The sequence below is a fragment of the Micromonospora sp. B006 genome (genome assembly GCF_003408515.1).
Taxonomy (GTDB): domain Bacteria; phylum Actinomycetota; class Actinomycetes; order Mycobacteriales; family Micromonosporaceae; genus Micromonospora; species Micromonospora echinospora_A.
Genome location: NZ_CP030865.1, coordinates 6,681,212 through 6,705,374 on the forward strand (window position 1 = coordinate 6,681,212; position 24,163 = coordinate 6,705,374).

Below are 24,163 nucleotides of genomic sequence, written 5' to 3' on the forward strand. Positions count from 1 at the left end.
ATGTCCGTCGCCGCCGTCCGTCGCTACGGCCCCGCCCCGCTGCCGGCCGCCCGCGGCCCGGTCTCCGCCGCGCTGCTCACCGCGTTGAGCGGGACGCCCGGCGAGCTGCCCGCCGGGCTGGGCGCCGAATTCGGCGCGGTGGCCGCGCCGCTGACCGACGAGGACCTCCAGCTCACCCTGTTCCTCTGCTACGAGCTGCACTACCGGGGCTGGTCCGGCGTCGACGAGGCGTGGGAGTGGGAGCCGTCGCTGCTGGCGCTGCGCGCCCGCGCCGAGCAGCCGTTCGAGGCCGCGCTGAGGCGACTGGCCGGCCCGCCGCCGGCGGTGCTGCCGGCCGCCCTGCCGGCGGCGCTCGCCGACGTGGTGACCGCCGACGACGGCCCGCCGCTGGCGGCCACGCTGCAACGCCGGGCCGACCTCGGCCAGTTCCGCGAGTTCGTGACGCACCGCTCGATCTACCACCTGCGCGAGGCCGACCCGCACAGCTGGGCGCTGCCCCGCCTCGGCGGTCCGGCGAAGGCGGCGCTCGTGGAGATCCAGACCGACGAGTACGGCAACGGCCGGCTGGACCGGATGCACGCCGAGCTGTTCCGCGTCACGATGGACCGCCTCGGCCTGGACACCGGCTACGCCGCCCACCTGGACCGGGTCCCGGCGGTGACGCTGGCGACGAACAACCTGATGTCGCTGTTCGGCCTGCACCGGCGGCTGCGCGGGGCGCTGCTCGGGCACCTGGCCGCGTACGAGATGACCTCGTCGCTGCCGAACCGCCGCTACGGCAACGGGCTGCGCCGGCTCGGCTTCGACGCGGTGGCCACGCGCTTCTACGACGAACACGTCGAGGCCGACGCCGTGCACGAGCAGATCGCCGCGCACGACATGTGCGGCGGGCTGGTCCGGGCCGAGCCGGCGCTCGCGTCCGACGTGCTGTTCGGCGCCGCCGCCGCGCTGGCCGTGGATGCCCTGTTCGCCGCGCATCTCCTCGACGCCTGGTCGTCCGGGCAGTCCTCGCTGCGCCCACCCGCCCACGCCCTCGCCGCAGCCTGACCCCCGCGCCCCCTGCCCCCGCGCCCCCTACTCCCGCGCCCCCTACTCCCGCGATCTTGCAGTTCGGGCCCCATGATTGCCCGGTTCGGGAGGGTTTTCCGGGTCCCGAAGTGCAAGATCGGCGAGGCGAGGCGAGGCGAGGCGAGGCGAGGCGAGGCAGGGCGGGGCGAGGCGAGGCAGGGCGGGGCGAGGCGAGGCGAGGCAGGGGGGGGCGGGCGGGGGTCAGGCTTCGCGGTCGCTGCCGGCTCGGAAGCCCGCGACCTTGTGTGTGCCGTCGCAGAACGGCTTGATCGCGCTCTTGCCGCACCGGCACAGCGCCACCGTGCCCCGGCGCGTCTCGATCGGCGTCCCGTCGGGCGTGACGAGCGCGAAGTCGCCGCGCACCAGCAGTGGTCCGTCCCGGTACGGGGTGATGGTCGCCGCCGGGGTGCTCTCGTCGTCGGGCATGCGCCGTGCAGTGCCCGTCCCGCTCCGGCCCAAACCCGCATCCGAGCGCCGTTGCGCCCGCGAGGGCGGGCGCGCGGCGCGACGGCGTACCTGGGTGCCGCGGGCGGTGCGGCCATGGGGCGGGCCTTGGTCCTCACCAGTGGGGAGATGCCCCGTTTAGACCCCAGAGGGACGGGAAGCCGGGCCGCGTGGTGAGCGAACGAGTCGAACGGACGCCGGTCAGCGGCGCTGGGCTGCCCGCGGAGCGGGTGGTGGCGGCCGGCAGCGCCGCCCGGACCCTGGTCGCCGTGACCGCCCGGGCGCTGCGCGGCGACGACTGCGGCGACCTCGGCCACCCGCGTGCGCTGTCCCGCCTCACCGGCGCGCCCGAGCCGGTACGCCGCGCCGCCGCCGTCCGGGCCGCCGGGCGTGCCGCGCTCACCGCCGCCCAGGTCGCCGCCGTGGACGCCGAGCGGGTGGCCGGATGGTTCGCCGGGCAGTACCCGGACCGGCGCTGGCCCGGCGTGGTGCTCGGTTCGCCGCATGGCGCCGCCGCCCACCTCGCGGTGGCGTTGGGCGTGCCCTGGCTGCCGGCGGGCTTCGAGATCGCCGCCCAGTGGAGCCGGGGCGCGGTGGACCGCCCGGACGCGGCGTTCGACCACGGGGTCCCGCTGGCCGACCGGCTGCTCACCGGCAACCCGAGGGTGCACGTACGGCAGGTGCACTGCCCGGCCAGCCGGGGCGCGGCGGCCGGCGCGGTGGTGACGTTCGCGGTCCGCTGGCGCGCGCTGCCCCGGGCGTACGCGCGTTTCCTGGCCGACCGGCTGGAACCGGCGGCGCCGGTGCTGCTGCTGCACGACGCCCGGACCTGGCCGGTGCGCGACGGCGGCGACGGGCACAGCTTCCAGGCCGGCTGCCCGGCCGGCGGGCTGGACCCGGTCGACTTCCACCCCGACGCCCGCGCGCTGGGCCAGGTGCTGCGCGCGGCCGGCGGGGACGAGGCGCGCTGGGCGGCGCCGGAGGTGACGGTGGCGGGCGCGTTCGCCGAACACGGCGTGGAGTCCGGTTTCGAGCACGACGCCCGCTCCTGGGGCGATCGGCACGGGCATCCGCTGCACCGGGTGGTCGTGCCGCAGCCGGACGCGCTGAGCGCGGTGACCGCCGACATGTACCGGCGCTGGCTGCGGCGGGCCGGCAAGACCGGGGACCGGCTGGTGGTGGAGTGCGGGCGGCTGCTCGATCCGGGACAGGTGCTGCGGGCCGGTCTGGTGCCCTACTGGTGCGAGAACGCCACCGCGCGCCGGGTGGCGGGCGTCGAGTGGTGGCTGGCCGGCAGCGAGCCGTTCAGCTCGGTGGACGTGCTGGCCGAGCCGCCCGGCCTGCGCTCGCCCGCGCACGCGGGGCTGCCGCAGTGGCTCGCCGTGGCGGGGTTCGGGCGCCGCCGGCGGGCGCTGGACCGGGGTGCCGCGCGCGGGTATCCGGTCGCCTCGGTACCCACCCGACGTGCCACGGAGGTGTTGCGCAACCAGCCCTGCGACCTGCCCGCGCCGCCGCCGCTGCGGATGGCCGACGCCCTCGCCGCGCTCCGCGACGCCGGTGCCCACCAGGGCCTGCTGGTCTGCTGACGCGCCTGTCGGTGACGGCGCGCCGGGCATCCTGGCGAAACATCCTCGCGATCCTGCGGTCCGTGATTGAGTACCTACGGAGCGGGAAGAACGCTCGCCGCGGAACGGCCCACGACGCCGTGCGGCGAACGGCCACCGCTTTCGACGTACTCCGTCACGTAACCCAACTTCCTCACCCGGTGCGTGGTCCGACCACGCGCACGACCGGTTACGACCGGGCGGGGACCTTCGGCGAGGGGGGCGCGGATGTTCGGACAGACCACCACACCCACACCACCGACCACCGACCGGGGCCTGGAGGACCTGGACGCCGCGGCGCTCGCGTACGCGGCCCGGATCGAGGGACTGCCACCGGAACGGCGGCAGGAGGCGCGGGACGACCTGGTCCGGTTCGCGTTGCCGTTCGCCGGCCGGCTGGCCCGGCGCTACCGGGGACGCGGCGAACCGCTGGAGGACCTGGAGCAGGTGGCCCGCCTCGGGCTGGTCAACGCCGTCGACAGGTACGACCCGGAACGGGGATCGTTCACCGCGTACGCGGCGATCACCATCGTCGGCGAGATCAAACGGCACTTCCGCGACCGCACCTGGGGCGTGCACGTGCCACGCCGGCTGCGGGACCTGATCCTGGAGGTCGGGCAGGCGACGGCGACGCTCACCAGCGAGCTGTCCCGCGCCCCCACGGTGGCGGAGCTGTCCGCCCGGCTGGAGACGCCGGAGGAGGAGATCCTGGCCGCGCTGGAGTCGGCCGCCGGCTACAGCCCGGCGTCGCTCAACGCGCCCGTCGGCGGGGAGAGCTCCGCCGAGTTCGGTGACCTGGTCGGCGAGTCCGACCACGCGCTGGAGTCGGTGGACGACCGGGTGACTGTGAGCGGCCTGCTGCACCGGCTGCCCTGGCGGGAACGCCGCATCCTGGCGATGCGCTTCTACGGCAACCAGACCCAGGCGGAGATCGCCGCCCGGTTCGGCATCTCGCAGATGCACGTGTCCCGGCTGCTGTCGCGGGCGCTGACCTGGCTGCGCCAGGCGATGCTGGCCGAAGCGCCGCCGCCCTGGCAGAACGGCGCCGCCGAGGCCGAGCCGGCGAAGGCCCGCATCTCGGTGAAGCAGAACGGCGACCGGGTGGTCGTCGAGGTCGGCGGCGAGGTCGACCGGGCCGGCGCGGACCAGCTGCGCCGGGCCGTGCTCAAGGCGGTCACCGGGCAGCCACGCGAGGTCGTGGTGGACCTGGTCGGGGCGGGCGGCTTCGACGCCGGCGGGATCGCCGCGCTGATGGCCGGCCGGGACGCCGCCGCGCGTACCGGGGTGCCGCTGCGGCTGACCCGGGTGCAGCCGGCGGTGCGCCGCTCGCTGACCGCTGCCGGACTGCCGGCCGCCGACTGACCCGCCGCACGCACGTGTCGCGCCGGCTCCCCACGACGGGGAGCCGGCGCGTGGCGTACGCGTGTGAGACGGTGCTGCCCTGCGGCTATGGGAAAGGTGCCTGGCGGTGACAGGTCCCGCCCCTCCACAGCAAGTCCGGCGTCGTCAGGGGCCGCCGTCACCAACATGTCGGCGAGACGCGCGACAACGACCGACAACCGCTGCACGGGACGAATGTCTCTCCCACTCCAGCGTCAACGGGTTCTTCGAAAGTTGGGAGAGGCTGAGGTGTTTGCGGTGGCGTGGGTGGTGGCGAGCCGGTGGAGTTCGGTTTCTGATCAAGAGCGGTCTACCCGATGTCGACGGTGGAGCGCTGTCGCGGGGCTGAGTGCTGCCGTAGGGCGGAGCGTAGGCCCACGTAGGCGACCGCACCGGAGGCCAGGTAGAGCGCGGCCTGTACGTTGAGGACGAGCACGACGCTGAGGGCGTCGCCGAGCAGGCCGGCGGCCGCCATGCCCAGTCCTTGTGATGCGTTGAAGATGGCGTAGTAGCCGCCGAAGGCTCGGCCGAGGTCGGTGTCGGGCACGCTTTGTTGGATTTGCGCGAAGGCTCCGCTGTTGTAGGCGATGCCGGGTGCGCCGACCAGGATGAACAGCAGGATGTACCACTCGGGCTGGCGAGTGACCGCCGGTCCGTTCCAGATGACCAGGCTGATCAGGGCGAACGTGGTGGCGCCGAGGCTCATCAGCAGCCGGGGACTGAGCCGCGCGCCCAGTATGCCGACGATGAGCCCGCCCGCCACGCCGCCGATCGCCTGCACGCCCCGCAGCACGCCGGTGAGTGTGCCGTCGGCGTGCAGCGCGCGGCTGACGAAGACCACGAAGAGCACCACGAACAGGCCCTGCGCGATGCCGCCCAGCGCGACGCTCAGGAACGTCACGCGCACGCTGCGGTTGCGCAGCATCGCCGCGAGGCCGGACCGCCAGGCGGTGAAGAACGACGACGTACGCTCCGGCGCCCTCGGCTGGGTGGCGTCGTGGTGCGCGGCCCGGCGGGCGACTGCGATCAGCGCCGCCGCGACCACGAAGGCCGCGGCGGCGCCGATCGCCAGCTAACGGGTGCCTTCGCGGGTGATCGCGAACCCGCCGAGCGAGCCGCCGATGAGCCGTCCCACGCTCATGTTGAGCGCCACCATGCTGTTGGCGCGCACCAGGTGCGCGGCCTCGACGATGCCCGGCAACGCGGCGTTGCGGGCGGAGTCGAACGTCTGGGTCAGCACTGCCTGGGCCCCGGCGACCAGCGAGATGATCCACAGATGGTGCTCAGGTTGACCCAGCAGGGGGATCACCGCCACCGCCTGCAGCACGGCGACGCAGCTCATGAGCCGGAATCTGTCGAAGCGATCGGCCAAGGCGCCGGCGAATGATCCCAGCGTGATGCCGCACAGCAGCTCGACGAGGAAGACCGCGGAGGTGATGAACGCCGAGCCGGTCACCCCGAACACGTAGATCGGCAGCCCGGTGAGCAGCAGCCAACTCGCCACGCTCGAGGAAAGCCCGGCAACCAGGAGCAGCACGAATTCACGGTGACGCAGCAGCGTGAACATCTCAGATGAACTCAGGAGTGGGGTATGCCTGCAGACTGAGACTGACCGGCCGCGCTTCCTCGGGGGGCGCGTTGCGTATCGGACGCAGATAGGGCCGGATGACGGCGTCGAGGGTCAGCGTGAGGTGCCGCAGCTCTTCGGGGGTCACCGAGAGCGTGTAGTTGTGGAAGGTCGCGCTCTCCCGCCACTCGTCGGTCAGCTTGTGCTGCTGGTGCTGGTAGCGCTGCAGCGCCCGGAAGACTTCCTCAAGCTCGAGCGCGGTCAGCGCCTCGTTGACCTGCTGCCCGTCAACATCACCCGGCTCAGGCAGGAATTCGAACCCGACGGAGGCGGCACGCCAGGGCCGATCACGCCGGTTGGCCCCCTCGGCGGGAACCCGTTCGATGAGGCCGTGACGGCCGAGTTGATGCAGGTGGTAGCTGCAGTTCGACCCGGTGTCGCCGAGAGCCTCGGCGCACTGCGCGGCGGTTCTCGGGCCGGCGGCCAGCAGGTAGCGCAACAGCCGCAGGCGCAGCGGATGCGCGAGCGCGCGCAGCATGGTCGCGTCCTGCACACGCACCCGGCGTTCCGGCTCCTGCTGCTCCATCGACGCTCCTAAACGAAAGACTTCTTTCGTTTATACGCTACGGTGGCAGTGACTCACAAGGACTGTTTCGTTTAGGCCTCGTCTCACCGAATCTTCCGAGAATTGAGCAGGTTCGCTGTGAGCAGGCATGATGCTGCCAGCTGTGCGGGCAGCGAGCAGGTCACTCGGATACGCCGCCTGTTCACTCACGAGCGCCCCAACACGACATCACCCCATTGGGACGGGCCCGCAAAGATCAGCCAACCGCAAAGCGGATCGAAGGTCAGACCCGCCCCTCAGTTCTCCGGGGTGTCCCCGTGCCCGCGTGGGTGCCGCCACCTGTCGTTGGGCTGCTCGTCGCGCTCGGCGTTGAGCGCGCTGCCTTCCGGCTCGTCGGTCTCCTCGAAGCTGGGCCGGCGCACCTCCTCCGGCGCCGGTACCTCCACCGGCCGGGCGCCGGACTGCGGCGCGGGCTGGTAGTCCACCGCCTCGGGCGCGCCGTACGCGCCGCCGGCCGACGGCGACTCCGGCACGTGGTGCTCGTGGTGCAACTCCTCCCGGAACGTCTGCGGCGGCTTCGTGGTGCGCTGCGGCAGGTCCCGGCCCAGGTCGGAGACGAGCGGACCGTACTTGAGGTCGAACGCCGGCCGCTCGGAGCGGATGCGCGGCATCCGGTCGAAGTTGCGCAGCGGCGGCGGGCACGTGGTGGCCCACTCCAGCGAGTTGCCGAAGCCCCACGGGTCGTCCACGGTGACCAGCGCGCCGTACCGCCACGACTTCCAGATGTTCCAGATCACGAACAGGGTGGACGCGCCGAGCACGAACGAGCCGATGCTGGAGATCGTGTTCAGCATGGTGAAGCCGTCGCCGGGCAGGTAGTCGGCGTACCGGCGCGGCATGCCCTCGTTGCCCAGCCAGTGCTGCACCAGGAACGTGGCGTGGAAGCCGATGAACATGGTCCAGAAGTGCATCTTGCCCAGCCGCTCGTCGAGCAGCCGACCGGTCATCTTCGGGAACCAGAAGTAGAGCCCGCCGAACGCGGCGAACACGATGGTCCCGAACATCACGTAGTGGAAGTGCGCCACCACGAAGTAGCTGTCGGTGACGTGGAAGTCCAGCGGCGGGCTGGCCAGCAGCACCCCGGTCAGGCCGCCGAGCAGGAACGTCACCAGGAAGCCGACGGCGAACAGCATCGGCGTCTCGAACGTGATCTGGCCCTTCCACATGGTGCCGATCCAGTTGAAGAACTTCACCCCGGTGGGCACCGCGATCAGGAAGCTCAGGATGCTGAAGAACGGCAGCAGCACCTGTCCGGTGGCGAACATGTGGTGCGCCCAGACCGTCATCGACAGCACGGTGATGGCGATGGTGGCCAGCACCAGGCCGGTGTAGCCGAAGATCGGCTTGCGGGAGAACACCGGGATGATCTCGGTGATGATGCCGAAGAACGGCAGCGCGATGATGTACACCTCGGGGTGGCCGAAGAACCAGAACAGGTGCTGCCAGAGCATCGGTCCGCCGGTCGTCGCGTCGTACACGTGCGAGTGCAGCAGCCGGTCCGAGGCCAGTGCCAGCAGCGCGGCGGCCAGCAGTGGGAACACGAAGATCACCAGGACGCTGGTGAGCAGCGCGTTCCAGGTGAAGATCGGCATCCGGAACATCGTCATGCCGGGCGCGCGCAGCGTCACGATCGTGGTGATCAGGTTGACCGCGCCGAGGATCGTGCCCAGGCCGGACACGGCCAGGCCGACCACCCACAGGTTCGCGCCGACGCCGGGGGAGTGCTGCGCGGTGCTCAACGGCGTGTACGCGGTCCAGCCGAAGTCCGCCGCGCCGGCCGGGGTGGCGAAGCCGCCCACCACCATCAGCGCGCCCAGGAAGTAGAGCCAGTACGCGAACGCGTTCAGCCGGGGGAACGCCACGTCGGCGGCGCCGATCTGCAGCGGCACCAGGTAGTTGGCGAACCCGAAGAACAGCGGGGTGGCGAACAGCAGCAGCATCACCGTGCCGTGCATGGTGAACATCTGGTTGTACTGCTCGGGGGAGACGATCTGCATCCCCGGCCGGGCCAGCTCCGCCCGGATGACCAGCGCCAGGATCCCGCCGACGATGAAGTACGCGAACGACGTGATCAGATAGAGCAGGCCGATCTGCTTGGCGTCGGTGGTGCGCAGCAACCGCCACAGCGCGTTGCCCTTCACCGCTTCCCGTACGGGCCCGGGGAAGCCCCCGAACCGGGCCGGCGCGAGGATCGCGGGCCCCCGGTCTCGTGCCGGTTCCGTGACTACCCGCTTGGGCATGGCATCTCACCCCGTGTGACGACAGACAGGACGGGCGGGCGTACCCGGCCCCCTGCCCATGTAACCAGGCGAGAGCGGAGAATTCGGTCAATTAGCTGGGAGCATGGCCCAGACGACCTTGCCGGCGCCGACCGGGGTGCTGCCCCAGCGCTGGGTCAGCTCCCGCACCAGCATCAGCCCGCGGCCCCCCTCCTCGCGCGGGTCGCGGCTGCTCGCGGCGCGGGCGTCGGCCGGGCTGCCGTCCATCACCGCCACCCGCAGGTACGGCCGGCGCAGCGTCAGCGTCACCTGCATCGGTGTGCCGGCGTGTCGCACCACGTTGCCGACCAGCTCGCTGAGCACCAGCGAGGCCGGGCCGGCCAGCTCCGGCACGTTCCACCTGCCGCACGCCTCGGTGACCAGCTCCCGGGCCCGCCGGCAGGCGCCGGCCACCGGCTCCAGCCGGGCCCGCAGCCGGGGCGTCGAGTCCTCGCCGGCCAGCGCCGCCGCCTCGGCGCAGTCCCGCCGTACCGGCACCACCCGGCAGGCGGTGGTCTCGTTCAGCCAGGCCGCCGTCTCGGCCGGTGGCGCGGCCAGCACCATCGGCACCGCCGGCCAGTCGGCCGCCCGGCGCGCCGCGGCGGCGAAGACGGACAGCGCCAGCGGCTCGCCGACCTCGATCTCCTCCAGGTCGACCACCAGGGCGTCCGGCTGCGCGGCGAGGCACCGGTCCAGCACCTCGTGCACCGCGCGCATCGTGGCCAGGTCGAGCGCGCCGGCCAGCCGTACGACAGTGACCGGCGACTCGTCGCGGACCTCGCACCTGATCCGGGTCACCATCGCCGTCCTCGTTTCCGTTTCGTCGGGGAGGGTCGCCCGGCTGCGGCGGTCGCCGCCTCCCGCAGCCGGAGGACTACGGACGTACCCGGGCCCCCGGCCCTCGAAACCGGGCATCCGGGTCACCGGAGCGCAGGTCAGCGGCGGTCGCCGCGCCGCGCCGCGAGCAGGCCCAGGACCAGCATGGCGGCGCCCAGCAGCAGGTGCAGCCAGGCGTCGGCGCGGTTGACCGCCAGCACGTTCGCCGCGTCGCGCCGGTCGACTCCCAGACCGGCCAGCCACAGCACCAGGTAGATCGCCCCGGCGCCGATCAGGAACGCGCGGGCCCCGGCGACGCTGCGCGCCAGCGCCAGCCCGGCCACCCCGAGGACCAGGTGGACCAGGTTGTGCACGACCGAGACCTGGAACAGCCCCAGCAGCCGGGCGCCCGACCCCGGGCCGGCGAAGCGCAGGTCCGCGTAGTCGCTGGTGATGCCGGGCACGAAGCCCAGCGCGCCGAGCAGCAGCAGGAGCACGGCGAACCCCGAGGCGATCCGGCGCACCGGCGCCCCGCCGTCGGCCGGGTTGCGGCGCGCCCGGGAGTGCGCCATCGAGTTCGTCACGCCGGCCTCCTCGCCACGCGGGGCAGCGACGGTTTCCCGGGCCGGGCGCGGACAAACGCCGGCCCGGCCACGCGGGGTGGCCGGGCCGGCGCCGGGTTCGCGACCGGATCAGGCGGGCTGCAACGGCTGCGCCGCGCCCTGGCGGACCCGCTCGTACAGCTCCAGGTAGCGCTGCGCCATCCGGGCCGGGGTGAACCGGCGGGCCGCCTCGCGCCGGCACTCGTCCGGCTCCAGGCCGCCGGCGGCGAGGACCATCTCGCCCAGTTCCTCCTCGTCGCCGGTGAGCAGGCCGGTGCGGCCGTGCTCGATCAGCTCCGGCAGGCAGCCCCGGGCCGTCGCCACCACCGGCGTGCCCAGCGACAGCGACTCGACCACCGCGGTGCCGCCCGGCTCCTCCCAGCGCAGCGGGAACAGCGAGGCCCGGGCCGAGGCCACCAGGTCGTCGCGGTCCCGCCCGGCCACCGTGCCGACCCAGCGCACCCGGTCCCCGTCGACGTACGGCGCGACGTGCTCGTGGAAGAAGCGCACGTCCGGGTTCTGCCGGGCCTCGCCGCCGGCCGCGGCGAGATCCTCCGGCCGGTGGTACGGGCCGACCGGCCCGGCCAGCACCAGCGGGAAACCGGCCTTGTGGGCGAGCCGCGCGCCCAGGTCCTGCCCCTTGCCCGGGTTGATCCGGCCGAGGATCACCACGTGGTCGCCCTTGGGCACGGGCGCGTGCCGGTCCGCGCCCACCGCGAGCGGGGTGGACAGGTGCACGTGACCCACCGAGTGCGCCCGCAGCGCCTCCGGCGCCCGGGCCAGTTGCGACGCGGACACCCCGTTGACCCGTACCCGGTCGCCGCCGTCGAGGTTGCCGTACAGCTCGGGGTGCTTGGCCAGGTCCCAGTGCAGCGTGTGCAGCACCGGCGGGGCGTCCGGGCCCATCGCCGCGAGCGTGGCCAGCCCGACCGCCTCCACGTGGTCGTGCACCAGGTCGATGTCGTCGCGGGCGTGCAGCGCCCGCACCACCCCGGCCAGGTGCGCCTGGGACACGCCGCACACCTGGTTGTACGGCCGTTGCAGCGCGTGGAACTGGCCGTCCGGGAAGACCGCGATCTTCTCGTCCACCGGCAGCGTGCTGCTCTCCACCGAGGCCAGCACCACCCGTACGCCCAGCCGGCGCAGCTCCGGCACCAGCGTGGCCACCACGTTCTCGATCCCGCCGTAGCCGGGCGGCGGCACGGACAGCCACGGACCGGCGTTCATCAGCACGGTGAGCGTCATGTGTTGGTCCTCCTCGCGCTCACGCGGCCGCGACCCGGCGGCGGCGCGGGATGCGGTGCCGCAACTGGGCCAACGGCGGGCGCTCCTGCACCGACACGTCGTTGACCACGATCTCGCGGTCCAGGTTGGGCAGCGCCTCCGAGCCGCCGCGGCGGAACTGGGTCAGCAGCGCGCCCGGCGATACGCCGGGCGCCGCCCAGCCGCGCCGTTGCAGCCGTGACCAGGCGGTCAGCATGATCTGCGCCGACATCCGGCCCAGCGCCGCGGTGTCCTGGTGCCGGTGCTTGCGCTCGCCCAGGTCGACCTGGGCCAGCGCGTCCAGCCCGACCATCTCCAGCAGGTCGATGAGCATGGCCGTCTCCACCCCGTACCCGGTGACGAACGGCACCCGTTCCAGCACCTGGCGGCGGCCGGCGTACTCGCCCGCGAGCGGCTGCACGAAGCCGGCCAGCTCCGGCCAGAACAGGTTGAGCAGCGGCCGGGCCATCAGCTCGGTCACCCGCCCGCCGCCGTCGGGCTCCACGCTCGTCGCGCCGACCAGCGGCCGGTGGTAGAAGCCCTTCACGAAGTCCACGCCCGGATCGGTGAGCAACGGCCCGAGCAGCCCGGTGACGAAGTGCGGCCGGAACTCGCGCAGGTCGGCGTCGATGAACGCGACCACGTCCCCCTCGGCCGCGGCCAGCCCGGCCCAGAGCGCGTCGCCCTTGCCGGTCAGCCGGGGCAGCCCGCGCGTCATGGCGTCCTGGCTGACCACCTCGGCGCCGGCCGCGCGCGCCACCTGCGCGGTCCGGTCGGTGGAGCGGGAGTCGACCACGATCAGTTCGTCGACCAGCGGCACCCGGTCCATCAGGTGCTCCCGGACCGTCGACACGATCGCGCCGACCGTCGCCTCCTCGTCGCGCGCCGGCAGCACCACGCTGACCCGGCTGTTTCCCTTGGCACGCACCAGTCGCTGCGCCGGCCAGTCGGCGGCGGTGCTGGTGCGGTACGTGGCCCACGCCTCAACCACTGGTGAGACGGTCGAATCTGCTTCCCGCACAGGCACCCCCATCGACGGTGGATAAGCGGATCTGGTTTTCCCAATCCCGCATCCGCGCTAACCGGATCTTGCCCAACATCCTGATCACCTGCCGCGTACCGGGAGGTTCCGGGCGCATGAACGTTGCGTTGCGCACCTCGGCGGAGTTTGGCGCGACGCCGCCGGGGGGAGTGGTGTCCGCAGTTTCTCCAGTCGTGGTGAGAGGGTTGGTCGGATGCGTGCCTGCCGGGTGGGACTTGTCGGAGCCGGCGGGGTGGCGCAACGCCACGCCCGGGTGCTCACGGACTTCGAGGATGTGGAACTGCTCGGCGTGACAGACGTCGCGCCGGACGCGGCGGGCGCGCTCGCCGGCACGTACGGCGGCCGGGTGTTCCGTGACGTGGACGAGCTGCTCGGGGCCGGCCCGGACGCGGTGTACGTCTGCGTGCCGCCGTTCGCGCACGGCCCGGTCGAGGAGGCGGTGGTCGCCGCCGGGGTGCCGATGTTCGTGGAGAAGCCGGTGGCGCTGGACCTGGAGACCGCCGAGCGGGTCGCGGCGCTGGTGCAGCGGCGCGGGCTGCTCACCGGCGTCGGGCACCACTGGCGCTACCTGCACGTGGTCGAGGAGGCCCGGCGGCTGCTCGCCGACCGTCCGGTGCGGATGGTCAACGGCGCCTGGCTGGACAAGGTGCCGCCGGTGGCCTGGTGGGCACGGCGGGACCGCTCCGGTGGTCCGGTGGTCGAGCAGGCCGCGCACGTGCTCGACCTGGTGCGGCTGCTGGCCGGCGAGGCGGTCGAGGTGAGCGCGTACGGCGACGGCAGCCCGCCGCCGGTGGACGGCGCCGACATCGACTCGGTGACCGCGGCGACGCTGCGCTTCGGCTCCGGCGCGGTGGGCACGCTCGCCGCGTCGTGCGTGCTGGGCTGGAAGCACCGGGCCGGCGTGGAGATCCTCGCCGACGGGCTGGCGTTGTGGCTGGCCGAGGACGGCCTGACGATCCGCGACGGCGACGGCGAGCGGCACCTGTCCGCCGACCCGGATGCCGCGCGGGTCGCCGTCGACCGGGCTTTCGTCGACGCCGTGTGCGGCCTCGGCGACGACGTCCGGGTGCCGTACGCCGAGGCGCTGCGCACCCACCGGCTCGCGCTCGCGGTGGCCGAGTCGGCGCGGACCGGCCGGCCGGTGGCGCTGCCGACCGGTCCGGCGTCACGGCTCACCGTGCCGGTCGCGGACGCGGGGGTGAGCGTCGATGCGTGACCGCGTGGTGGTTGTTACCGGACCCGGCCGGGTCGAGCTGACCGAACTGGACGCGCCGGAGCTGCGCGAGGGCACGTTCCGGGTGGAGACGCTCTACAGCGGCGTCTCGGCCGGCACCGAGCTGAGCTTCGTCAAGGGCACCAATCCCTACCTGCACGTCACCTGGGACGCCGGGCTCGGGCTGTTCCGGCCCGGTGGGGCGAGCACGCCGTACCCGGTGACCCGGCTCGGCTACATGCAGGTCGGGCGCGTGGTGGAGACCCGCACCCCGGCCGTCGCGGTGGGCGAGGTCGGCGCCATGACGTACGGGCACCGCAGCGGCTGGGTCGCCGACCCGCTGACCGAGCGGTTCGTGCCGCTGCCCGACGACCTCGACCCGCTGCTCGGCGTCTACGTCGCGCACATGGGCCCGATCTGCGCCAACGGGCTGCTGCACGCCGCCGCCGACCTGTGCGGCGCCGACGTGCGCACGCTCGGCGACGGCGTACGCGGGCGCCGGGTGGCGGTGGTGGGTGGCGGCGTGGTCGCGTTGCTCACCGCGCTGTTCGCCCGCCGCCACGGCGCCGCCTCGGTGGTGGTGGTCGATCCGACGCCGGCGCGCCGGCAGGTGGCCGAGGCGCTCGGGCTGGACACGCTCGACCCGGACGCGGACGACCCGGCCGTGCTGCTCAAGACCCGGTGGAACCACGCGGCGGGGGACCGGGGCGCCGACGTGGTCTTCCAGTGCCGCGGCCAGGACTGGGCGTTGCAGCTCGCGCTGCGCCTGCTGCGCCCCCAGGGCACGGTGATCGACCTGGCGTTCTACCAGGCCGGCGCGGACGCGGTCCGGCTCGGCGAGGAGTTCCACCACAACGGGCTGTCGCTGCGCTGCGCGCAGATCGGCCGGGTGCCGCGCGGCCTGACCCCGACCTGGGACCGCGAGCGGCTGTCCGCGGAGACGGTGGAGCTGCTGCGCCAGTACGGCGACGTGATCCGCAAGCACCTGATCTCGGCCGTGGTCCCCCTCGACGAGGCCCCGGCCCTGCTGACCGACCTGGCCGAGCGCCGCCGCTCCGAACTCCAGGCGATCCTCACCCCCTGACCCGCCCCCCTTCCAGGGCGTCGATCATGAGGTTGGCGGCGACAAAACGGACGCCGGACGCCGCCAACCTCATGATCGACCGAAGCGGACGCGACGGGCGGAACCCGGCGCGCGGCGGGCGGGGGTCACAATCGGCTCCGGTTCGCGTACCGTTGCCGCTCATGGGTGTGTCGCAACGGTTGAAGACCAGGTTCCGCCGGTTCCTCCAGCGCCCGGGGACGACTGTCGAACTGGCTCCGCTGGAGAAGCTGCTGCCGGCGATCGAGGCGCGCGAGGCTGACCTGGAGAATCTCTCCGACGCCGAGCTGACCGAGGCCGCCGGTCAGGCGTCGGGATACGAGGAGATCTGCGCGATCGGTCGCGAGGCGGCCCGGCGCGGGCTCGACCAGCGCCCCTACGACGTGCAGCTGCTCGGCGCGATGGCGCTGCTGTCCGGCAAGGTCGCCGAGATGGCCACCGGTGAGGGCAAGACGCTCACCGCGACCGTCGCCGCGTACGGGCACGTGCGGCTGGGCAACGGCCCGGTGCACGTGCTCACCGTCAACGACTACCTGGCCCGCCGCGACGCCGAGTGGATGACGCCGGTCTACGACCTGCTCGGGCTGACCGTCGGCTGGGTCAACGAAGCGTCCACGCCCGACGAGCGGCGCGCCGCGTACGCCTGCGACGTCACCTACGTCTCGGTCAGCGAGGCCGGCTTCGACTTCCTGCGCGACCAGCTCGTCACCGACCTGGCCGACCGGGTGCAGCCGCCGCTGAAGACCGCGATCGTGGACGAGGCCGACTCGATCCTGATCGACGAGGCCCGGGTGCCGATGGTGCTGGCCGGCGCGGTCGGCGGCGAGCAGGACCCGGTGCACGCCGCCGCCGCGCTCGTGCGCGGGCTGCGCAAGGGCAAGCACTACACGGTCGCCGAGGACGGCCGCAGCGTCGCCTTCACCTCGATCGGCCTGGCCACCGTCGAGGCCAAGCTCGGCGGCATCGACCTGTACGACGAGGAGCACGTCGGGCAGCTCTCCGCGGTGAACGTGGCGCTGCACGCGCACGCCCTGCTGCACCGCGACGTGGACTACATCGTCCGGGACGACTCGGTCGAGCTGATCGACGAGATGCGCGGCCGGGTCGCGCAGCGCCGCCGCTGGCCCGACGGGTTGCAGGCCGCGGTCGAGGCGAAGGAGGGGCTGGACGCCACCGCCGAGGGCGAGGTGCTGGGCACGGTCACCGTGCAGGCGTACATCGCGCTCTACCCGACGGTCTGCGGGATGACAGCGACCGCGGTGCTGGTCGGCGACCAGCTCCGTGAGTTCTTCGGCCTCGAGGTGGCGGTGATCCCGCCGAACACCCCGTGCGTGCGCGAGGACGAGTCGGACCGCATCTACGCCACCCGCGCCGAGAAGGAGGAGGCGCTGGTCGACGAGATCACGCGCTGCCACCAGGCGGGGCGGCCGGTGCTCGTCGGCACGCTCGACGTCAAGGAGTCCGAGGGACTGGCCGCCGCGCTGAACGCCGCGGGCGTGTCGTGCGTGGTGCTCAACGCCAAGAACGACGACGAGGAGGCCGGCATCATCGCGGAGGCCGGCGCGTACGGCGCGGTGACGGTCTCCACGCAGATGGCCGGCCGGGGCGTCGACATCCGGCTGGGCGGCAGCGACCAGGCCGACCGCGACCGGGTGGCGGAGCTGGGCGGCCTGTACGTGATCGGCAGCGGCCGGCACGACAGCCGCCGGGTCGACGACCAGCTCCGCGGCCGGGCCGGCCGGCAGGGCGACCCGGGCGGGTCGGTGTTCTTCGTCAGCCTGGAGGACGACCTGGTCGTCCGGCACGCCGGCGACACCGTCCCGGCCTCGCCCCGGATGAACGCCGACGGCCTGGTCACCGACCCGCAGGTCGACTACGCGGTCGAGCACGCCCAGCGCGTCGCCGAGGGCGTCAACCACGAGATCCACCGCAACACGTGGCGCTACAGCCAGGTGATCGAGCAGCAGCGCAAGGCGCTCGCCGAGCGCCGGGAGCGGCTGCTGACCAGCGACATCGCCGCGCTGATGCTGCTGGAGCGGGTGCCGGAGAAGGCCGGCGAGATGGACGAGGACCTGCTCGCCGACGTGGCCCGCAAGATCGCCCTCTATCACCTGGACCGGCTCTGGGCCGACCACCTGGCCGAGCTGTCCGAGGTGCGCGAGGGCGTGCACCTGCGGGCGCTGGGCCGGCTCGACCCGCTCGACGAGTTCCACCGCAGCGCGGTGCCGGCGTTCAACGCGCTGGTGCCCGAGATCGAGACGCGGACCGTGGCCACGTTCGAGGAGACCGAGTTCGACGAGGGCTGGGAGCCGGACTCGTCGAAGCTGGTGCGGCCGAGCGCCACCTGGACGTACCTCGTGCACGACAACCCGTTCGGCTCGGAGCTGGACCGGCTGATCGCCTCGGTGGGGCGGCGGCTCATCTCCGGGTCGCGCTGACCCGCGCGGAAAGGCCCCTTCCGGCGCGACCGGGAGAGGCCCTTTTTGCGCGGTTTCGCCCGCGGTCTGGGAGGGTAGTAGGCCGAGGCCCGGCCACAGGAGGGACGGACATGGGACAGGCAACGACGCCGAGCGGGAACATCGGGTGGACGGTGGAGGCCACGGCCCGGTGAACCTCGACACGCGTCAACCCATGATCGACAACCTTGGTGTGCTGGAGACCGCCGCGTTGCTGCGCGAGCTGACCGCCGGACTGATCGGCGCGGCCGGGTTCGACGAGGCGCTCGACCGCCTGGTCCGCATCGCCCGCGACGCCGTGCCGGCCGTGGACTGCTGCGGCTTCACCGTGCTGCGCGCCGGTGAGCCCGCCGGCGTGGCCGCCTCCGACCCGGACCGGGCCGAGCTGGACGACCTGCGGCACGGCCCGGACACGCCGGCGATGACAGCGATCCGCCGCCGGGAGATGATCACCGCGGGCGGGCTGTCCGGCGACACGCGCTGGCCGGTCTGGAGCGAGCGGGCCCGCGCCCTGGGGGTGCACGGGGTGATCTCCGCGCCGGTCGACATCGACGAGCAGGTCATCGGCGCGATCAACCTCTACGCCGACTCGCCCGATGCGCTGACGCCCCGGCACCAGCTCACCGCGATGCTCCTGGCCGAGCACGCCGGGCTGCTGCTCGCCGCCGCGCGCGACCGCGAGCGGGCGGCCACCCGGGCCGGTCAGCTCGACGACGCGCTGCTGGCCGAGGGGGTGGTCGGACAGGCCGTCGGCGTGATCATGACACAGCGCGGCTGCCCCGCCCCGGAGGCGCTGCGGGTGCTGCGCAGCGCGGCCTCCTCGTTGGACATCCCGCTGCGCGAGGTGGCCGAGCGGCTCGTGCTGACCGTCTCGCGGCCCCGGGACAACTGAGCGACAGTCGTTTCGCCTCGCGACGCCTCGGGTAGCACTCTGGACTGGTGAGCTGCGCGGACCTGGGGAGGAAGCGATGCAGAGCCGTCTACGGGTGCAGGGGCACCCCATCCAACCGATGCTGGTGACGTTCCCGTTCGGCCTGTTCGTCTGTGCCGCGGTCTTCGACCTGGCCGACGTGGCGGGTGGTCCGGCGTTCCTCGGTGAGGTGGGCTACTGGACGGCGGTGGCCGCGCTCGTCGCGGCCGGGCTCACCACTGTCGCCGGGATGGTCGACCTGTGGGACGTGCGGGCCGGCCGGACCAGCCGTACGGTGCTGATGTTCAACCTCGTCAACGCCGTGATGGCGGCGCTGTTCCTGCTCTCCTGCCTGATCCGGGCGAGCGCGCCGCAGCGGGGCGCGACCGGTGTCCTGCTCGCCGCCGAACTCGTCGCGCTCGTCGTCGGTGCGGTCGGCGTGGCCCTGGGCGCGCGGCTGATGCAGCAGTTCGAGCGGGCCACCGAGCCGAGGGGCTTCGAGACGTTCGCCGACGTGCCCGCCGGGTCCACCGTCGAGATCGCCCGTCCGCGCCCCTTCTGACCCCGGCCGAAATGCGTTGCCGTGGCCGCCGACGGGCGGCAGGCTCGCGGGCATGGTCGGCACGTTCGAGGAACTGGTAGCCGAAGCCGAGGCGGCGCCGGTCGAGGGCTGGGGCTTCGACTGGCTGCGCGGCCGCGCCACCGAGGAGCGCCCGCCCTGGGGGTACGCGCGACTGGTCGGCGAGCGGATGGCCGCCGTGAGGGCGGCGCTGGACATCGACACCGGCGGGGGAGAGGTGCTGGCCGAGGTGCCCGTGCCGCCGCCGCTGCTGGTCGCCACCGAGGCGTGGCCGCCGAACGTGCCGGTGGCCCGGCGCCACCTGCGCCCGCTCGGCGCGTCCGTGGTGCGGGTGGGCGACCGCCCGCCGCTGCCGTTCCGGGACGCCGCCTTCGACCTGGTCGTGAGCCGTCATCCGGTGCACACCTGGTGGGACGAGGTGGCCCGGGTGCTGCGACCCGGCGGCGCCTACCTGTCCCAGCAGATCGGCCCCGGCACGATGCGGGAGCTCAGCGAGGCCGTCCTCGGGCCGCTGCCGCCGCCGGAGCACCGCCACCCGGAGGCGGCGGTCGCCGACGCGCGGGCCGCCGGGCTGACGGTGGTCGACCTGCGTGAGGCCACGCTGCGTGCCGTCTTCCACGACATCGGCGCGGTGGTCTGGTTCCTGCGCAAGGTGGTCTGGACGGTGCCCGGCTTCACTGTGGACCGCTACCGGGACGAGTTGCGCCGCCTGGACGAGCGGATCCGGTCCGAGGGGCCGTTCGTCGCGTACGCCCGCCGTTTCCTCATCGAGGCGCGCCGGGACTGAGCGGGCCGGGCCGGTGCGCGGCGGCGTGGTGCGCGGCCAGCACGTCGGCGCCGAAGTCCCCGGCCGGGCGGCGCAGCACGGTGTGCGCGTGGTTGCCGTCGTCGGCGGTGTTGTCGTACTCGATGAGCAGGTCCTCGCCCTGCACCCGGTAGTAGTGCCGCCGGCCCGGCTCGACCGGGCCGGCCCAGGCGAAGTGCAGCTCGCCGCCGTCGAGCCGGGCGGCCTCCCGGGCCGCCAGCTCCGGCGGGAGCCGATCCAGGTAGAGGGCGACCAGCCGGTCGAGCAGCGCCCGGCCGGTCGGTCCGAGCCGCCCCCGGGGTACGCCGAGCGGGTCGAGCCGTCCCGGCGCGGTGGCCCGGGTGGCGCTGATGATGTCGGCGGGCGCCTCGTCGGCGACGATCGCGGCGGACCGGCCGCCCGGACCGAGCGCGTCGAGCAGCTCCCGGGCCAGGTCCTCCTCCGGGCCGAGCGGCCGGGTCACCGGGCGGCCGGCGTGCCGGACGGTGGCCGGGTTGGCGCCGAGGAAGACCGGCGCGGGGGAGACCTGGTCGTCGGCGACTGTCATGCTCACCGACAGGTGGTGTCCCTCGAACCGCCAGGCCCAGCTGTCGTCGCGGTCCGGGTCGCCGAAGACGGCCACCCAGTAGTCGTCGCTGTGCCGCCCGCGCCGCCATCCCTCGGCCCGGTCGAGCACCTCTGCCAGGGCCATCACGGTCATGGCCTGCGCGTACGCGGCCGGGCTGAGCGCGGTGGCGAGCAGCCGGTGTGCGGCCTTGCGCGCGGTGACGTCCAGGCCGTCGAGCGCGACGCCGGGCCGCGGCCGCGGCCGGTACTCCAGCCACCGCCGGGCCGGCTCGTCGTCGAAGGCGTGCCGGGCGGCGTCGCGGGCGGGCTCGTCCAGCGCGGCCAGGAACGCCGCCGCGGCCGTGCGCATCCGCTCGGGTACGGGATCCTCCACCGTCTCTGTATACCGCCTGGGGCTCACTCGCGGCCGAGCAGCGCCAGCATGTCGGGCAGTTCGAAGAACCGGGCGGTCTCGACAGCCGACGGGCCGCCGTGGTCCGGGTCGGCGCCGGCGTGCAGCAGCGCGCGGACCGCCGCCTCCTGGCGCCGGAACACCGCCGCGGCGAGCGCGGTCTGCCCCCTGTCGTTCACCCGGGCGGGGTCGGCGCCCCGGGCGAGCAGCGCGGTCACGGTGTCCGGGTGGGCGTGGTACGCGGCGAGGATCAGCAGCGTGTCGCCCTTGGCGTTGGTGAGGTTGACCGGCAGCCCGGCGTCCACGTTGGCCGCCAGCTCCTCGGTGGCGCCGGCCCGGGCCAGGTCGAACATCCGGTGGGCGAAGGCGATGGTCTCGTCGTCGAGTTCGTCGGGCATCCGCCCAGGCTATGGCGTCGTGGCCGGACGTGCCTGGTAGCTTGCGCAGCCGGGCACGGGAGGCGCGCACATGGACGATCGGGTGTACGTCGGCAACGCGGCGGTGGACGGCGCGACCGACGCGGGCTGGCTGCTGGGCCACTTCAAGCCGGCCGGCGACGTGCGGCACAGCACCGACGTGGAGGTCAAGTGGGGCGTGCACCCGGCGGGGGAGAGCCGGTCCCGGTGGGCCACCGGTGAGCGGCGTACCGCCCTGCTGGTGCTGATCAGCGGGGCGTTCCGGATCGAGCTGCCGGATCGCACGGTGGTGCTGCGCGCGCCCGGCGACTACGTGGTGTGGGGCCGGGGCGTGGACCACTCCTGGTACGCGGAGCGGGAGTCCACGGTGCTCACCGTCCGCTGGCCGTCGGTACCCGGGTACCGGGTGGACCCGCCGGTCCGCCGCTGAGCCGCGCCCCGCGTCCCAGCATCTGGTATTACCTACTAAACCTATAGGCTTTACCGTCTAGGCTGGTGGGGCACATCCGCTCCGCACCGTGAGGACGCCCCGCCGATGACCAGCACCGTTCCCGCCGATCTGCTTGCCGTTGCCGCCCGCTGGGCCGACCCCGCCCGCTGGCCGGTGCCGCTGCGCTTCGACGCGTCCGAGCGGTGGTACGCCCGCCTGGACGCCGGCGACGAGCACGAGGTGTGGGCGCTGAGCTGGCTGCCCGGACAGGGCACCGGCCTGCACGACCACGGCGGCTGCGCCGGCGCCTTCCTGGTCGTGGCCGGCGTGCTCACCGAGGAGACGGTCAGCGGCGCGCGGCTGCGCCCGCACCGCCTCGCCGCCGGGACCGGCCGGCGCTTCGGCGCCCGGCACGTGCACCAGGTCACCAACCACGGCGACGAGCCCGCCGTGAGCGTGCACGTGTACCGGCCGGCGCTGACCCGGATGACCCGCTACCACCTCGTCGCCGGCCGGCTCCAGGTCGCCGAGGTGGCCGAAGCCGGCGTGGCCTGGTGACCCGCCCCCGCAACCCCGACGAACGGAAGGACGCCACGATGGCGCAGACCCCCACCACCGCGACCGAGCGCTGTCCGGTCCCGCCACCCGGCTCGCGGGGCATCGACGAGATCCTCGCCGCCGTCCGGGCCCGCCTGCGCCGCCTCGACCCGGAACAGGCGCACCTGGCGTGCCGGACCGGCGCGCTGCTGGTGGACATCCGCCCGGCCGCCCAGCGTGCCGCACAGGGCACGGTGCCCGGCGCGCTCGTCGTCGAGCGCAACGTGCTGGAGTGGCGCTTCGACCCGCGCTGCGCCGCCCGCCTGCCGCAGGCGGTCGACTACGACGTCCCGGTGATCGTGCTCTGCCAGGAGGGCTACACCTCGTCGCTGGCCGCTGCCGCGCTCCAGGACATCGGCCTGCGCCGCGCCACCGACGTCGTCGGCGGCTTCGCCGCCTGGCACATCGCCGGCCTGCCCACGCTCGGTCCCACCCCGCCGACCCGACCCTCGTCCGCCGCGCCCCCGGTCACCGCCGGAGGGGCGCTCCGCTGACCGTCCCGCCACGACCGGCGGGGCGGGGCGACCGCCCGCACAGGAGGCTCCCATGTCCGTCGTCGCCCTCACCACCCGTCCGGCCCGATCGGGCCGCCCCGACCGGGCGGCGCCGCCCCGGCCGCGTACCGCGCCGACCGTGACCATCACCCTCGACCTGGGCAGCGGCCCGCTGACGCCGGGCCTGGCCCGCCTGGCCGAGCTGCTGGACGAACTGGCCGCCTCCGGCGAGGCGGTGGTCGGCCCGGACGAGCACCGGGCCGCCCGTACCGTGTTCGACCTGCGCCGCCCCGCCACCGCGCCGCCGCCGGCCGCCGGCGGCCTGCGCATCCTCACCGGCACCCGCCGGGTCCGGCTCGGCGACACCGAGATCACGCTCACCCGGATCGAGTACGACCTGCTGCTCTTCCTCGCCGAGCACCCCCGCCGGGTGTTCACCCGGCTGCAACTGCTCGCCAACGTCTGGGGCTACGAGCACGCGGTGGCGCGCACTGTCGACGTCCACGTCCGCCGGCTGCGGGCCAAGTTCGGGCCGGACACACCGCTGGTCACCACCGTCTACGGCGTCGGCTACCGCCTCGCCGACGACGCCGCGATCACCGTGGACCGCGACGCCTGACCTGCCCCGGCCCGCACGCGGCGCACCCGACGACGGGTGCGCCGCGTTCACGTTCAGGACGCATCCGCCATTGTGAACCGCCGGGGAGACCCCCCGTACCGTCCCGAAACGGCGCTCTGCTGTAATCAACGGGCCTCGCACGCAGAGCGAGCGCACGGCTCCGATGTGTTCGTCAAATGTCACATTCATGCAACGCAGCCGCCTCTTGACCCTCGCAGAGACGCCGGGAAGCATCGATGAGGCGGCGTCCCGGGCCGTGGGGAGATACCCGGACCAGCCCAAGGAGGACCATGTCGGTCAGCCCCGCCTCGTCGCGCGCCGGATGGCATACGTCCCAACCCGCGGTCCCCGGTCGTCCCCCCGGTGGCCAGCGTCGTCCCGCCAACACCGCCGCGCCCATGCTCACCGTCACGCTGACCATCCCACTGGCCTGTGAGGAGTCGCTCACCCCGGCCGCGCGCCGGCTGCTCGACGCCGCCCGCGAGATGCTCGAACGCGGCGACGCGGTGGTCACCGCCGCCGTGCCGGGCGAGCGCCGGCCCGACGCCGTGCCGTCCGGCCGCGCGCCGTCCCGGCCGCTGGCCCCGACCATCACGACCCTGCACATCCTGGCCGCGTCCCGGTCGGTGCTGCGCGACGGCGAGCCGCTGCCGCTGACCCGCCTGGAGTTCGACCTGCTGCTGCACCTGGTCGCCCACCCGCGCCGGGTGTTCACCCGGCTGCAACTGCTCAACGCCGTCTGGGGGTACGAGCACGCCGGCGTCCGCACCGTCGACGTGCACGTCCGCCGGCTGCGCGGCAAGGTCGGCGTGGACGTACCGCTGGTCACCACCGTCTACGGCGTCGGCTACCGGCTCGCCGACGACGCCCGCGTGACCATCGACCGCACCGGCTGACCCGGGCCACCACGCGCC

The 24,163-nt window shown here is 73.9% G+C and carries 25 protein-coding genes; 14 read left to right on the forward strand and 11 right to left on the reverse strand.

The genetic code is table 11. The features are described 5' to 3' along the window. The gene (locus tag MicB006_RS29905; RefSeq protein ID WP_116510622.1) at positions 1 to 1,047 is read left to right on the forward strand and encodes an iron-containing redox enzyme family protein; all 1,047 of its coding nucleotides are present in this window, start codon (positions 1 to 3) and stop codon (positions 1,045 to 1,047) included. 222 nt (positions 1,048 to 1,269) lie between these two features. Here the strand turns inward: MicB006_RS29905 and MicB006_RS29910 are convergent, their stop codons facing one another. Then, positions 1,270 to 1,494, reverse strand: a complete 225-nt coding sequence (locus MicB006_RS29910) for a CDGSH iron-sulfur domain-containing protein (protein ID WP_073829723.1) — start codon at positions 1,492 to 1,494, stop codon at positions 1,270 to 1,272. Between the two features lie 188 nt (positions 1,495 to 1,682). Between MicB006_RS29910 and MicB006_RS29915 the strand changes: the two genes are divergently transcribed. Both MicB006_RS29915 and MicB006_RS29920 read left to right on the forward strand, forming a co-directional pair. Then, entirely contained in the window at positions 1,683 to 3,098 is a 1,416-nt protein-coding gene (locus MicB006_RS29915; RefSeq protein WP_116510624.1) for a hypothetical protein, read from the forward strand. 246 nt (positions 3,099 to 3,344) lie between these two features. Continuing rightward, complete coding sequence (locus tag MicB006_RS29920; RefSeq protein ID WP_064446137.1) at positions 3,345 to 4,478, forward strand: SigB/SigF/SigG family RNA polymerase sigma factor; 1,134 nt, start codon at positions 3,345 to 3,347, stop codon at positions 4,476 to 4,478. Between the two features lie 328 nt (positions 4,479 to 4,806). On the opposite strand, the gene MicB006_RS32565 is transcribed toward MicB006_RS29920, so the two are convergent. The 8 genes from MicB006_RS32565 to MicB006_RS29955 all read right to left on the reverse strand — a co-directional run bounded on the left by MicB006_RS32565 (position 4,807) and on the right by MicB006_RS29955 (position 12,660). Further along, a complete protein-coding gene (locus tag MicB006_RS32565; protein ID WP_370013387.1) occupies positions 4,807 to 5,541 on the reverse strand; it encodes an MFS transporter in 735 nt (244 codons plus the stop codon). Positions 5,542 to 5,568: 27 nt separating this feature from the next. After that, entirely contained in the window at positions 5,569 to 6,063 is a 495-nt protein-coding gene (locus MicB006_RS32570) for an MFS transporter (RefSeq protein ID WP_225980573.1), read from the reverse strand. A gap of 1 nt (position 6,064) precedes the next feature. Beyond that, positions 6,065 to 6,649 (reverse strand): winged helix-turn-helix domain-containing protein, encoded by a 585-nt coding sequence (locus MicB006_RS29930; protein ID WP_116510625.1) that lies wholly within the window; start codon positions 6,647 to 6,649, stop codon positions 6,065 to 6,067. Between the two features lie 275 nt (positions 6,650 to 6,924). Continuing rightward, positions 6,925 to 8,928 (reverse strand): cytochrome c oxidase subunit I, encoded by a 2,004-nt coding sequence (gene ctaD, locus MicB006_RS29935; RefSeq protein ID WP_116510626.1) that lies wholly within the window; start codon positions 8,926 to 8,928, stop codon positions 6,925 to 6,927. Between the two features lie 87 nt (positions 8,929 to 9,015). Next, a complete protein-coding gene (locus MicB006_RS29940) occupies positions 9,016 to 9,747 on the reverse strand; it encodes an ATP-binding protein (RefSeq protein WP_073829720.1) in 732 nt (243 codons plus the stop codon). 134 nt (positions 9,748 to 9,881) lie between these two features. Beyond that, positions 9,882 to 10,334, reverse strand: coding sequence for a DUF4383 domain-containing protein (locus MicB006_RS29945; RefSeq protein WP_225980864.1), 453 nt, complete (start codon positions 10,332 to 10,334; stop codon positions 9,882 to 9,884). Between the two features lie 120 nt (positions 10,335 to 10,454). Then, positions 10,455 to 11,609, reverse strand: a complete 1,155-nt coding sequence (locus MicB006_RS29950; protein ID WP_116510629.1) for a glycosyltransferase — start codon at positions 11,607 to 11,609, stop codon at positions 10,455 to 10,457. A gap of 19 nt (positions 11,610 to 11,628) precedes the next feature. Further along, complete coding sequence (locus tag MicB006_RS29955; RefSeq protein WP_184685699.1) at positions 11,629 to 12,660, reverse strand: glucosyl-3-phosphoglycerate synthase; 1,032 nt, start codon at positions 12,658 to 12,660, stop codon at positions 11,629 to 11,631. Between the two features lie 202 nt (positions 12,661 to 12,862). Here MicB006_RS29955 and MicB006_RS29960 point away from each other — a divergent pair, with 202 nt between their 5' ends. From MicB006_RS29960 to MicB006_RS29985, 6 genes are all read left to right on the forward strand, one after another. Next, complete coding sequence (locus MicB006_RS29960; RefSeq protein ID WP_116510631.1) at positions 12,863 to 13,885, forward strand: Gfo/Idh/MocA family protein; 1,023 nt, start codon at positions 12,863 to 12,865, stop codon at positions 13,883 to 13,885. Next, on the forward strand, positions 13,878 to 14,966 hold the full coding sequence (locus MicB006_RS29965) for a zinc-binding alcohol dehydrogenase (RefSeq protein ID WP_116510632.1): 1,089 nt from the start codon (positions 13,878 to 13,880) through the stop codon (positions 14,964 to 14,966). Before MicB006_RS29960 ends, MicB006_RS29965 begins: the two co-directional genes overlap by 8 nt. A 161-nt stretch (positions 14,967 to 15,127) precedes the next feature. Next, the gene (gene secA2, locus MicB006_RS29970) at positions 15,128 to 17,422 is read left to right on the forward strand and encodes an accessory Sec system translocase SecA2 (protein WP_073829715.1); all 2,295 of its coding nucleotides are present in this window, start codon (positions 15,128 to 15,130) and stop codon (positions 17,420 to 17,422) included. 193 nt (positions 17,423 to 17,615) lie between these two features. After that, positions 17,616 to 18,332, forward strand: a complete 717-nt coding sequence (locus tag MicB006_RS29975) for a GAF and ANTAR domain-containing protein (protein ID WP_225980574.1) — start codon at positions 17,616 to 17,618, stop codon at positions 18,330 to 18,332. 76 nt (positions 18,333 to 18,408) lie between these two features. Next, on the forward strand, positions 18,409 to 18,912 hold the full coding sequence (locus tag MicB006_RS29980; protein WP_116510634.1) for a DUF2231 domain-containing protein: 504 nt from the start codon (positions 18,409 to 18,411) through the stop codon (positions 18,910 to 18,912). Between the two features lie 52 nt (positions 18,913 to 18,964). Then, the gene (locus MicB006_RS29985; RefSeq protein ID WP_073829713.1) at positions 18,965 to 19,717 is read left to right on the forward strand and encodes a class I SAM-dependent methyltransferase; all 753 of its coding nucleotides are present in this window, start codon (positions 18,965 to 18,967) and stop codon (positions 19,715 to 19,717) included. Here MicB006_RS29985 and MicB006_RS29990 read toward each other — a convergent pair. Beyond that, the gene (locus MicB006_RS29990; protein WP_370013519.1) at positions 19,695 to 20,651 is read right to left on the reverse strand and encodes a DUF3500 domain-containing protein; all 957 of its coding nucleotides are present in this window, start codon (positions 20,649 to 20,651) and stop codon (positions 19,695 to 19,697) included. The two genes, MicB006_RS29985 and MicB006_RS29990, sit on opposite strands and share 23 nt — an antisense overlap. Before the next feature lie 47 nt (positions 20,652 to 20,698). Further along, positions 20,699 to 21,091, reverse strand: coding sequence for an ankyrin repeat domain-containing protein (locus tag MicB006_RS29995; protein WP_116510638.1), 393 nt, complete (start codon positions 21,089 to 21,091; stop codon positions 20,699 to 20,701). A 70-nt stretch (positions 21,092 to 21,161) separates the two neighbouring features. Here MicB006_RS29995 and MicB006_RS30000 point away from each other — a divergent pair, with 70 nt between their 5' ends. The 5 genes from MicB006_RS30000 (at position 21,162) to MicB006_RS30020 (ending at position 24,145) form a co-directional block, all read left to right on the forward strand. Beyond that, a complete protein-coding gene (locus tag MicB006_RS30000) occupies positions 21,162 to 21,539 on the forward strand; it encodes a hypothetical protein (RefSeq protein WP_030504031.1) in 378 nt (125 codons plus the stop codon). Between the two features lie 105 nt (positions 21,540 to 21,644). Continuing rightward, on the forward strand, positions 21,645 to 22,097 hold the full coding sequence (locus MicB006_RS30005) for a cysteine dioxygenase family protein (RefSeq protein ID WP_116510640.1): 453 nt from the start codon (positions 21,645 to 21,647) through the stop codon (positions 22,095 to 22,097). 38 nt (positions 22,098 to 22,135) lie between these two features. Continuing rightward, positions 22,136 to 22,630, forward strand: coding sequence for a rhodanese-like domain-containing protein (locus tag MicB006_RS30010; protein WP_116511983.1), 495 nt, complete (start codon positions 22,136 to 22,138; stop codon positions 22,628 to 22,630). 52 nt (positions 22,631 to 22,682) lie between these two features. Then, positions 22,683 to 23,249, forward strand: coding sequence for a winged helix-turn-helix domain-containing protein (locus MicB006_RS30015; RefSeq protein WP_116510642.1), 567 nt, complete (start codon positions 22,683 to 22,685; stop codon positions 23,247 to 23,249). Positions 23,250 to 23,539: 290 nt separating this feature from the next. Further along, positions 23,540 to 24,145: a winged helix-turn-helix domain-containing protein gene (locus tag MicB006_RS30020; protein WP_116510644.1), complete on the forward strand. Its 606-nt coding sequence runs from the start codon at positions 23,540 to 23,542 to the stop codon at positions 24,143 to 24,145. The last annotated feature ends 18 nt before the right edge of the window (positions 24,146 to 24,163 follow it).

Bases quoted from the DNA above. Each gene is read 5' to 3' on its own strand.
- MicB006_RS29905 (WP_116510622.1), top strand. From the start codon at position 1: ATGTCCGTCGCCGCCGTCCGTCGCTACGGCCCCGCCCCGCTGCCGGCC.
- MicB006_RS29910 (WP_073829723.1), bottom strand. From the start codon at position 1,494: ATGCCCGACGACGAGAGCACCCCGGCGGCGACCATCACCCCGTACCGG.
- MicB006_RS29920 (WP_064446137.1), top strand. From the start codon at position 3,345: ATGTTCGGACAGACCACCACACCCACACCACCGACCACCGACCGGGGC.
- MicB006_RS32570 (WP_225980573.1), bottom strand. From the start codon at position 6,063: ATGTTCACGCTGCTGCGTCACCGTGAATTCGTGCTGCTCCTGGTTGCC.
- MicB006_RS29930 (WP_116510625.1), bottom strand. From the start codon at position 6,649: ATGGAGCAGCAGGAGCCGGAACGCCGGGTGCGTGTGCAGGACGCGACC.
- ctaD (WP_116510626.1), bottom strand. From the start codon at position 8,928: ATGCCCAAGCGGGTAGTCACGGAACCGGCACGAGACCGGGGGCCCGCG.
- MicB006_RS29940 (WP_073829720.1), bottom strand. From the start codon at position 9,747: ATGGTGACCCGGATCAGGTGCGAGGTCCGCGACGAGTCGCCGGTCACT.
- MicB006_RS29945 (WP_225980864.1), bottom strand. From the start codon at position 10,334: ATGGCGCACTCCCGGGCGCGCCGCAACCCGGCCGACGGCGGGGCGCCG.
- MicB006_RS29950 (WP_116510629.1), bottom strand. From the start codon at position 11,609: ATGACGCTCACCGTGCTGATGAACGCCGGTCCGTGGCTGTCCGTGCCG.
- MicB006_RS29955 (WP_184685699.1), bottom strand. From the start codon at position 12,660: ATGGGGGTGCCTGTGCGGGAAGCAGATTCGACCGTCTCACCAGTGGTT.
- MicB006_RS29960 (WP_116510631.1), top strand. From the start codon at position 12,863: ATGCGTGCCTGCCGGGTGGGACTTGTCGGAGCCGGCGGGGTGGCGCAA.
- MicB006_RS29965 (WP_116510632.1), top strand. From the start codon at position 13,878: ATGCGTGACCGCGTGGTGGTTGTTACCGGACCCGGCCGGGTCGAGCTG.
- secA2 (WP_073829715.1), top strand. From the start codon at position 15,128: ATGGGTGTGTCGCAACGGTTGAAGACCAGGTTCCGCCGGTTCCTCCAG.
- MicB006_RS29975 (WP_225980574.1), top strand. From the start codon at position 17,616: ATGATCGACAACCTTGGTGTGCTGGAGACCGCCGCGTTGCTGCGCGAG.
- MicB006_RS29980 (WP_116510634.1), top strand. From the start codon at position 18,409: ATGCAGAGCCGTCTACGGGTGCAGGGGCACCCCATCCAACCGATGCTG.
- MicB006_RS29985 (WP_073829713.1), top strand. From the start codon at position 18,965: ATGGTCGGCACGTTCGAGGAACTGGTAGCCGAAGCCGAGGCGGCGCCG.
- MicB006_RS29990 (WP_370013519.1), bottom strand. From the start codon at position 20,651: ATGCGCACGGCCGCGGCGGCGTTCCTGGCCGCGCTGGACGAGCCCGCC.
- MicB006_RS29995 (WP_116510638.1), bottom strand. From the start codon at position 21,091: ATGCCCGACGAACTCGACGACGAGACCATCGCCTTCGCCCACCGGATG.
- MicB006_RS30000 (WP_030504031.1), top strand. From the start codon at position 21,162: ATGGACGATCGGGTGTACGTCGGCAACGCGGCGGTGGACGGCGCGACC.
- MicB006_RS30005 (WP_116510640.1), top strand. From the start codon at position 21,645: ATGACCAGCACCGTTCCCGCCGATCTGCTTGCCGTTGCCGCCCGCTGG.
- MicB006_RS30010 (WP_116511983.1), top strand. From the start codon at position 22,136: ATGGCGCAGACCCCCACCACCGCGACCGAGCGCTGTCCGGTCCCGCCA.
- MicB006_RS30015 (WP_116510642.1), top strand. From the start codon at position 22,683: ATGTCCGTCGTCGCCCTCACCACCCGTCCGGCCCGATCGGGCCGCCCC.
- MicB006_RS30020 (WP_116510644.1), top strand. From the start codon at position 23,540: ATGTCGGTCAGCCCCGCCTCGTCGCGCGCCGGATGGCATACGTCCCAA.